At 58.1% G+C, this 8713-nt stretch carries 11 protein-coding genes; 1 reads left to right on the top strand and 10 read right to left on the bottom strand.

Features of this window, described 5'->3' with window-relative positions:
- The 5 genes from YU9_RS50565 to YU9_RS44950 form a co-directional block, all read right to left on the bottom strand.
- On the bottom strand, positions 1-329 hold a 329-nt coding region (locus tag YU9_RS50565; RefSeq protein ID WP_245266718.1), incomplete at its 3' end, for an ATP-binding cassette domain-containing protein.
- 625 nt (positions 330-954) lie between these two features.
- A complete protein-coding gene (locus YU9_RS0137645; RefSeq protein WP_198028370.1) occupies positions 955-1134 on the bottom strand; it encodes a hypothetical protein in 180 nt (59 codons plus the stop codon).
- Between the two features lie 81 nt (positions 1135-1215).
- Positions 1216-1548 carry a hypothetical protein gene (locus YU9_RS0137640; protein ID WP_027577321.1) on the bottom strand — a complete coding sequence of 111 codons (333 nt, stop codon included), beginning with the start codon at positions 1546-1548 and terminating at the stop codon, positions 1216-1218.
- Positions 1549-1626: 78 nt separating this feature from the next.
- The gene (locus YU9_RS51330; protein ID WP_084299216.1) at positions 1627-1983 is read right to left on the bottom strand and encodes a carboxylesterase family protein; all 357 of its coding nucleotides are present in this window, start codon (positions 1981-1983) and stop codon (positions 1627-1629) included.
- A gap of 759 nt (positions 1984-2742) precedes the next feature.
- Complete coding sequence (locus tag YU9_RS44950; RefSeq protein ID WP_027577320.1) at positions 2743-2958, bottom strand: hypothetical protein; 216 nt, start codon at positions 2956-2958, stop codon at positions 2743-2745.
- Between the two features lie 243 nt (positions 2959-3201).
- On the opposite strand from YU9_RS44950, the gene YU9_RS48580 reads away from it, so the two are divergent.
- The gene (locus YU9_RS48580; protein WP_156952359.1) at positions 3202-3399 is read left to right on the top strand and encodes a hypothetical protein; all 198 of its coding nucleotides are present in this window, start codon (positions 3202-3204) and stop codon (positions 3397-3399) included.
- A 515-nt stretch (positions 3400-3914) separates the two neighbouring features.
- On the opposite strand, the gene YU9_RS43905 is transcribed toward YU9_RS48580, so the two are convergent.
- The 5 genes from YU9_RS43905 to YU9_RS43900 form a co-directional block, all read right to left on the bottom strand.
- Positions 3915-5474, bottom strand: coding sequence for an amidase (locus tag YU9_RS43905; RefSeq protein WP_245266716.1), 1560 nt, complete (start codon positions 5472-5474; stop codon positions 3915-3917).
- Between the two features lie 454 nt (positions 5475-5928).
- Positions 5929-6303 carry an amidohydrolase family protein gene (locus YU9_RS0137615; protein WP_084299215.1) on the bottom strand — a complete coding sequence of 125 codons (375 nt, stop codon included), beginning with the start codon at positions 6301-6303 and terminating at the stop codon, positions 5929-5931.
- 181 nt (positions 6304-6484) lie between these two features.
- A complete protein-coding gene (locus YU9_RS0137605; RefSeq protein WP_027577317.1) occupies positions 6485-7123 on the bottom strand; it encodes a hypothetical protein in 639 nt (212 codons plus the stop codon).
- A gap of 81 nt (positions 7124-7204) precedes the next feature.
- Positions 7205-8272 carry a polyamine ABC transporter substrate-binding protein gene (locus YU9_RS0137600; protein WP_084299217.1) on the bottom strand — a complete coding sequence of 356 codons (1068 nt, stop codon included), beginning with the start codon at positions 8270-8272 and terminating at the stop codon, positions 7205-7207.
- Between the two features lie 54 nt (positions 8273-8326).
- A partial coding sequence (locus tag YU9_RS43900; protein WP_036019215.1) for a TOBE domain-containing protein occupies positions 8327-8713 on the bottom strand: 387 nt, incomplete at its 5' end.

Here is an 8713-nt window from a genome sequence, read left to right as displayed (position 1 = left end):
TCAAACCCGGCAAGCATCATGAGGGTTGTGGTCTTGCCGGAGCCGGAGGGCCCCAGCATGGTCAAGAACTCACCCCGGGCGATATCCAGGTTGAGATTCTTAACGACCAGGGCTTCGCCGTCGTAGGACTTCTGGATGTCGGAAAACTTCACAAAGGCATTGTCCGCGTCCGGCATCGTCCCCCTCCCCGGCCCCGGCGCTTGTTGCATTGAAGCGCCGCCCACGACTGCCAGACCACGATGTTGTATTTTGACGGATTGCATGTTGTTGAGCGCGCGGTCAAAACCGCGGGCCGTCATGAGACGGCTACGACTAATCAGACGACGCACTCTTCCTCCCGTTTTACTGCGGCCTCGCGGCCGAGACGATTTGTCTTTTCACCTAAATATTATCGGGCTACGAAAGCCGAATTTCATTGATGTGGCCGCCCAGACAGCCGAAATCCTGCGCCGACCCAGCAAAGCGTGAGGATATATGTTCATCTACAACCAAGAGATGCGATCTGTGCCTTGGAATTAGAAAGCCGAAACCGCATCTCATATGACAGCTCGTGCCATCCCATGGAGCTGGCCACTCCAATACAGCGACGCAGATGTGCCCGGCACCTCGGAATGTCGCCTCAACGATTCTTTGAGGTCAATGCAGCTACGTATCATCCAACACGCAGGCCGGAGGGCCACGCGGTTCGAGTTGCACGCGTTCAATCGGACTGCGCAAACGCGCATCAGTGCGCCGCAAAGCCTGTAATCAGCCTGACGGCTCGATGGGTGTAGCTCGCTTGGACTTGGCGCTGATGACCCGTCGGTGGTCTCGCCGCGATCATGAGCATCAGCGTCTCATCGTGAATCTCGTGAGCATCATGGACCGATCGCAAAACGCAAGCGACCGAAGTGAACAATAAGATGAGCAGGACAAGATTAACCTTCAACACTCTCGAACCGCAAAGGAACAGATTCAACAACGAGCTAGTTTGCCGCCCTCCACGACAGCCATGGCAGCCGATGATGCGGATGCAATAGCGAGCAACAATTGATCAGTTATTGCCCCCCGCTTTGCGGACCACCAATCGTCAAAGAAGTCGAGCTCCTGCTTGTGCGGTGTGGGAATCGCGCTGACTGGCTGGGCAAACTTCATGGACTGCTCATTGTCCAAATTGAAATTCGGCCAAGGTGGAAGTCCCGGCCCGTTGGGATTTCCTGTCTTAGCGAAGTTGATTCAGTACGACGACATCACGTCAGCCAGATGCCTGTCCAGCAGACTCCAAGGCAGATTCCATCTGTCCAAGGTATTCAGCGCGTGTACGACCTGTGATCCATGGAACGCGCCGAAGTCTTTGGAAGCTTCACTCACCGGCGGCATGTGGTCCCAGTAAAAGCGATAGATCTTGCTCTTGCCGGTCTTCGTTTGCAGCCTTCCCCAGATGCGTGAATTGCTCGCAAACCACAGATCGCGCACGAATGCTGCCTGCACCCGCGGTACATCAGCGTCTGACGTCACCCGAAAAGCCTTGAGGAACTCATCTGCCATCGGGCCAAACTGTCGCAGCATCTGGGAATTCTGCCGCAGTGTCGGGCATTCCGGAACATCGACGAGCGTCCGTTCCGTCCCCAGAGGTCCAGCCAACAATCATCGCACGGGAGGCTTTTCGCTCGAAGTCTTGGCAGGCGTCCACACGTTCAGGTACAAGCAGTCTTCGCTCAGAGGTTGGCGCCACGCAAGAAACTCCGATCTCCGTGGCTTCTTGCCCGCGGCCACATCGGCGCTCACCGACGCGGGACTGACGTAAGCTTGCATGCAACATGCATTCGCCTCGCTCACACCTTGCCAGGCGGGTGCTCGTTGAGGCGCACGCCAGCGCAAATTAGCGACAGGCGGCGCAGCGTAAGGAATGCCTTTGTATACTCGAATTGTCGAGTTGTTCCCGGCAACTCCCGAAAGGAGACCAGTTTCAATTTTTACCTGAGCGCTATTGCCTCCACGCATTTCGAATTCCTTCGTTGCTCACTTTAAGGATTTGAGCTTACGAGATCGTCGCGCCTTTTCTCCCTCGGAAACGGGAGCAGGCCGAAAGAAGCGCTTTGTTTTTTTGCGAGATGCGCAGAAATTGTGTGTGGTTCATCCTGACGAAAGCAATCGATCGGGCTGGTATCAGTTTGAGAGAGGTTCCCACGGCGTTGTCCCCTGCAGCCCAAGTGGCAAGTTAGATGTTAACTCCTTCCTGCTGACCGAAAGTGCGAAGCCTGTGCATTAGAAGACGACGTACTGGATGATAAGAAGACATAATGTTGCTGGAAGGGGCGGTGAACTCGTTCATCGTTTGTGCGCTGCGCGAGACGCCGATCCTGCGATCCCGTTTTCGCTGATCTGGCGATCGATCACGATCTTCAGGATCATGCCGGGGGCTGTCGTAACATGAGCGTGTTGAATTTCCAGCTTGAAGTGGACCCTATGCCTCGGACCACGGGGGCCGGTTTCCTGATTGGATTCTGGACCGCTCCGCTGTTTGATATTACGCTGCGATCCGCACTTTCTGCCTGCTGCTGTTGCCGCGACTGCATCCGGGCAACGCGATAAGTGGCCCTTCAGCGAGCGCCATAGCGGCTCGGTGAACCTTTGTCCATCCAGTGGCCGCACCATCGATCGAGATCCCGCCCGCCGCGAGCACGCCGCTGATGGACGCGAAGATAACTGGCTGCCCTGGTCGGGTGTTGAAGATTCCGGCCTGCCAAAAAGCGCCAGCGCCTATGCCGCGACGCAGAACGAGGCGTCCATCGTCTTCGACAGCCGCCACGCGAGCACCACTCCCCTCGCCCAGCCCGTCACTGCGACGAGATCGAGGAAGCCGCGCCCGATCGGAATGTAGGTGATTTCCGCGCATCGTACCTGTTCGGCCGCTCGATCGTAAGTCCGCGCGAAACATAGGGGAATAGTTGTTCCGGGCGCCGACTTGGTCGTCACTTCGGTCCGAGCACGGCAATCCTCACCTTGCGCATCAACCGCCGCACCTGCGATTTACCGGACGGCGCTCCGCCCGCAGCAAGGCGCTCATCGCCGCGAACCGAGGAACGGCCAAGCGGTGAGCAACTCGTCGATCGGATGCTGCAGCGGCAGATCGTCATCATCGTTGGCGGTGGGCGGTCGATACACGCCGGAGCGCGCCACGCCGAGTAACGCTCGTTGCCGGCGGATCGACAGCTTGCCATGACCACGGTCAACGAACGCACGGCGGTCCGGGCGTTCATCTTGCGGACCTATTTGCTAAAAAATCCTGCTCGTGATCAATTGCCGATCTTGCCGTATAGCTTCTCGACCTCGCGCTCGCGTTCCAGCCCCACATCGCCGCTGCCGCTTTCGAAAGCGCGCGCCGCCTGGTCCAGGAGCTGCTTCTTCCACGCATAGATCTAGTTCGAATGAACCTGATAGAGCTGGCCCAGATCGGCGACTGTCTCTTGTTCCCAGCACGATCTTCGCCTTCAGCGCCGCATCGATCTTCCGTCTCGTTCTCTGCGTCATCTTCCGCTCCGTCTCTTGCGACGGAACGGCCCCAAATCCAAGTAGTCAACTGGTCCGAAATTCGGTGACCGCTTCGCTTACCCTGCCCCCGTCTTGATCACTTCCCGCGGTAGCTGACTTGGTTTGACAAGCGTCCGTAATGCACGGATACGTTCAGAGAAGTTCGGCTGTCGGTCCTGCGAGAGGATGGAAGTCGAGCCGCGCGCCGATCGAAGGGCTTCGCGCGCGGGAACAAGCCAATCGCGGAGTTTTCGCCTAGCACGGTCATCGAGGCGCAATATGCGGGAGGCCGCATGACAAAGGCGCGACCGTTCGCCGTGAACAAACAGTCCGCAATCCTGCGCGAGGCTTGCGTGAGAATAGGGACCGTGTACGCCCGACAATCCGCCCCGCTTCGCCTCCTATCCCTCGAGAGTAGGTATCTTGCGGTGGCGCGTTGCGGACTCATATGCGTAAGCACACGCCAACAAGGCGGCCTCGCTCCACATCCTGCCTACAAAGATCAGGCCGAACGGGGAGCCCGACGTATAATGGCCCGCAGGAACAGTGATCGCTGGTAAGCCAGAAATGTTGATTTCGTCGACGGTTGTCGCACGGAAGGGCTCCTTCCCGTGCAGCGGCGGCAGCTCCTGAAGCATCTGGGGAAAGACGCAGGCATCGAGCTGATAGCGCGCAAACACTTCGTCGAATATCGTGAGATACTCTTCCTTGAGAGTGATGAATTCACTGACGTTTGGCTGTTGCGCGGGGTTTGCCAAGACCGCCGCAAACTGCGGTAAATTAAACAGGAAACTCAGGACGCCTGTCGGACCGAACGGATTTTCCGCCTCAGTCGCCTCAGAGAACTCCCAAAAAGTCTTTAGCGTGGCCCTAGGGCCCAATCGTGCAAGGTAGTTGTGCAGGTCATGAGGAGCGGACTCCAAGCCACGCGCGTCCCAATCCGCGAAAGGAGGAGTCGGCTTGCGGAGGTCCGCAAACCCCGAGCCGTCAAAAGGATCGTCGATAAGAACTGCGCCGAGTCTTTCGAGCTCGTCTTTTGCGTTGTCGTAGAGTTGCTCCGTCTCTGCTGAAAGGGCTTCATTGCGCCATCCGCGGCCGTAAAGAGCAAGCCGCTTGCCCTCTAGCGCATCCGCGCTGAGCGCAGCGGTGTAACCTCCTTTCGGCTTTCTGCTGACAGCTGCGAGGGTCTTGGGATCTTCAGGAATGTAGCCGGAAAGCACATCTAGGCAAACGGCCGCGTCACGCACACAGCGCGCAATGGGACCGACGACATCCCGATTGCCCGACAGAGGCAGAACCCCCATGTTGGGCACCAATCCGAGTGTCGGTTTGATGCCGACGAGGTCCTGCGCCGAGGCAGGATTTTGAATCGAACCACCGGTCTCCGTGCCGAGGCCGAGCACGGCCATACCCGAGGCAATCGCAGACGCGGTGCCCGAGCTGCTGCCGCCGGGTACGCGGTCCGGCATTACGACGTTGAGTGTCGGCCCTGCCCAACTGTCATTAGCGTGAGTACCACTCATACAGAGAATAGGAACATTTGTCTTGCCAAGGATCAGAGCTCCCGCTTCTCGCAAGCGGGCCACGACGGGTGCGTCACGTTCGGGCACGAGCTCGACCCCGCCTACTTCGCCGCACAGCAGCGACCATCCCGCCGTCGTGGGAAAGCCAGCCATATCGATAGTGTCCTTCACGACGACCGGAACGCCCGCCAGGGGACCAAGGCATTCGCCGGCCGCGCGGCGCTTATCAATTTCCTTCGCGTCGTCGAGAGCCGACGGATTCAGAATGATGATTGCGTTGTATCTCGTGTTGTACCGCGCGACCCTGTCAAGGCTCGCCTCGACCAACGATTGGGCCGTGTACGCTCCGCTTGCGAAGCCAGCTTGTATGTCTTCGACGGTGAGCCTGGTGGGGTCTACCAATTTACTGCCGGATCGTTCAGACGCGGGCTGACTCAACGGATTCTCCATTGTTGCTGTGGTCGGTGACCTCGGGCGAGCTGCATCGAAAGAATCGAGAAGGCTGAGTAAACGTCGTCGACGGAACAACGAAGAATAGGGAGGACGGGGCTGCGCAATCAATGCACCGTTGCGATGGCGACGTTCTAAAATCCTCTTTCACCCTTCTCATAGCCATCGCCGCACCGGGCTCCGCTGTACCAGACTAATCGGCAAATCATTATGCTTGCGTACGCGTCCGAAGAGATGGATCAGGACTGGCGTCCGCCAGGTCAGCGATCTGAAACGGAACTTGCCGTCAGGTTGAGCTTTATCCCGCTCCGGCCGCCGCCACGACAGGGTCGGCCGACCCGCCACCATGCTCTCGTTCACCGTCTGAAGCGAAGTGCATTGCCACGCATGATCTGCTCGATAAGGTCGGGAGTCTCTTCTCGGGCGATCCAGCCGTTGGCGACTAACTGCGAAAGTGCCTGCGCATACCACGCCGGGCAATGCAGGCGCGGCCATAGATGGGCTCGACCGCAACATAGTCACCGCCGAAGGTAAATATCTTGTTGGCTGGAAGCGCCAGCAGGAATTCCTTGAGGAAGCGCACGCTTGCTCCTGGATTGATAATCCATGCCCAGCACATGTCGATTGTCGCATTCGAATAGTGTTTGGCCAGCGCGACAAACTCCTGCTCGTACGGGTAGCCGATATGCATGAGGACCAACCGGGTCTCGGGGAAATCCTGCAGCAGGCGACAGAGATCAGCGGCATTGTCGCGAACCCGAGCCAGTTGCATCGAGCCGGAGGTGCCCAGATAGCCAATCTGCAATTTGACCGGCAACCCGCACTAGCCGGCCTTGCCGACGCAGTAGCGAAACAGGAAATCCTGCAGCGCCTTGAGATCCCCTGAAGCCAATGCGTGCCGCACTTTCCGACCTGATGCAAAAAGAGCCGCGCTGCATGTGCTTTGGCGACAGGGGCAAAATCAAGTGAGCGCGAGTAGGCGATCTGACATTTCACTGCTACGGCTCTGGAACCGTACGTGGCGAAATAGAAATCGATGATGCCAAGCCATTCATCGAATGTCGCCGGAGATCTGCCTGTCTCGGCCTCCACCCGGTCAAAGTCAGCAGGGCTGCAACGGCAAAACTCCAGGATGCTGAGATCCTGGGCGAGTATCGCCAGCTGCTCGCTCTCCATGAAAATGCGCTGCATAGAATAGACTTGGCAGCATTCGACATGTGCGCGACGAAGGACGTCTGCGCAGAAGCCGGGCCGCACGATATCACGGTATTTTCGGCGATGCGGGGCAGGCTCTCCGCTGTCAAATCGTCCTCACCGTACAAGCCCCGGAGCGTATGGCGCACCGCTTGAGCGTAACCGGTGTGGCGGATCCGGTCCCAGTAGTGTGCGATCAGCTCGTATTTTGATCGGCTCGAAAGATCGGGCCCGAACAGTCTTTGGAGATCAGCGGATGGCATCCCGGCAACTGCCAGATCGTTGGCAACGTAGGCATTGAACACGTATGTCCAGTCGTCGCAAGGCAGCCATCGATCGATCACGCCAGACACGCGCTGGCTTTCCTCGATAAGATGCTCGTGGGTGTCCACGAACGACGTCTCTTCGACCCATTGGGTGATCTCACGGTCGGCGTTTGTCATTTTTGAGTTGTCGTTTGCGGAACTGTCAAATTCTCTGTTGAGGTAGCGAGGAGACGCTAGTCCTCCTCACTACCCTTGTACTTACTTTGCGAGCCAGGCGGTAAAGCGCTGGCGCAGCTCGTCGCCCTTGTCGACCCAGAAGGGATAATCGGTGTGCAGAGCAGCGGCATCGCGATCGGGCGTGTTTGGAAGGTCGGCCAGAATCGCGGGATCAACCAGCGCGAGTGCATCCTTGTTGCCAGGACCGTACGGGATGTAGCGCGTCAGGTCTGCCTGCGGTTGAGGTGAACCGGCAAAGGCGAGGAACTTGTAGGCGTCTTCTAGATGCGGGCTGCCCTTGGGAATGGTCCAGTACGCCCAGCCTCCTTGCGCGGCATCCCACATGATTTCAAAATGCCTGCCGGAATCCTTGTTGGCACCGGTGATGCGGCCGTGAAATGCCGCGGTCATGACGACCTGACCATCAGCCAGAAGCTGAGGCGCCTGGGCGCCGGCCATCCACCAGACGATGTCATTCTTGATAGTGTCGAGCTTCTTGAAGGCGCGGTCGACGCCCTCCGATGTGTTGAGGACTTTGTAAACGTCCTTGATCGGCACCCCATCGGCGATCAACGCCCATTCAAGATTGGGATAGGGACTTTTCCAGAGGCCGCGCTTACCAGGAAATTTCTTCGTGTCAAACAGGTCGGCGATGATTTTCGGTCCGTTCGGCAGCTTGTCCTTGTCATAGGCAATGATCGTGGAATTGGTCTGAATCGGCATGCCGCACTCAAATTTGCCGGCGTCACCGAACTTGGCCCTATCGAGACCCACCTTCTTCCAGTCGATCGTCTCGAGGAGGCCCTGCTCGCACATTGTCCAGGCAGACGAGCCGGAGGCGTCCACCACGTCCCAGCTCACCGTCTTCGACTCGACCATCGTTCGGACTTTCGCGATTTCGCCGCTGTACTCGCCTTCGGTGATCTTGATCCTAGCCGACTTTGCGAATGGCTCAAAAACGGCCTTGCGCAGAGCCTTTTGATAATCCCCACCACCGGAAACAATCGTCAACTGATCGGCCGCAAAGGCGAACTTCGCTGGTGCAAATATCAGCGTTGCCAAGCCAACTACGGCCACGGCATCGGAACACCTCAATCTCTTCCTCTTCATCTGCTTCCCCATGTATTATGCCATCCCTAGGACGACGGGACATTTCCAAACTGATCACCACCTCACTAACGGAGCCTTGGTCCAGCGTCGTGAGGCATCGAGCGCCAGACAATCCTCTGTTTTCCAGCCGATAGTGATCACTGTGCCCGGCTCGAGCTGCACCACGCCATCCGAATTCGGCAGCTTGATCACGAAATCATCTTGGCCGCAGAGCAAGATCCGGGCACGTACGTGGTCACCCAGATAGATCACCTCCGCAACGTGCGCGCCGAAGATGTTTGGCAACGAACCCGGCGCCGGGTTCAACTTCACGCGCTCCGGCCGCAACGACAACACGGTCGGCCGGCCGGCCACCTCGACATTGACTGCCAGCGCCTGCACGTTGCCAGCGCCCGGAATCTCCACCTTGCAAGTCGCGCCATTCATCGCGACGACCTTGCC

Origin of the sequence: Bradyrhizobium sp. WSM1743, from assembly GCF_000473065.1 — a bacterium.
Taxonomy (GTDB): Bacteria; Pseudomonadota; Alphaproteobacteria; order Rhizobiales; family Xanthobacteraceae; genus Bradyrhizobium.
Note: the sequence above shows the minus strand (reverse complement) of the source record. Positions and strands in the feature narration are given on the sequence as shown.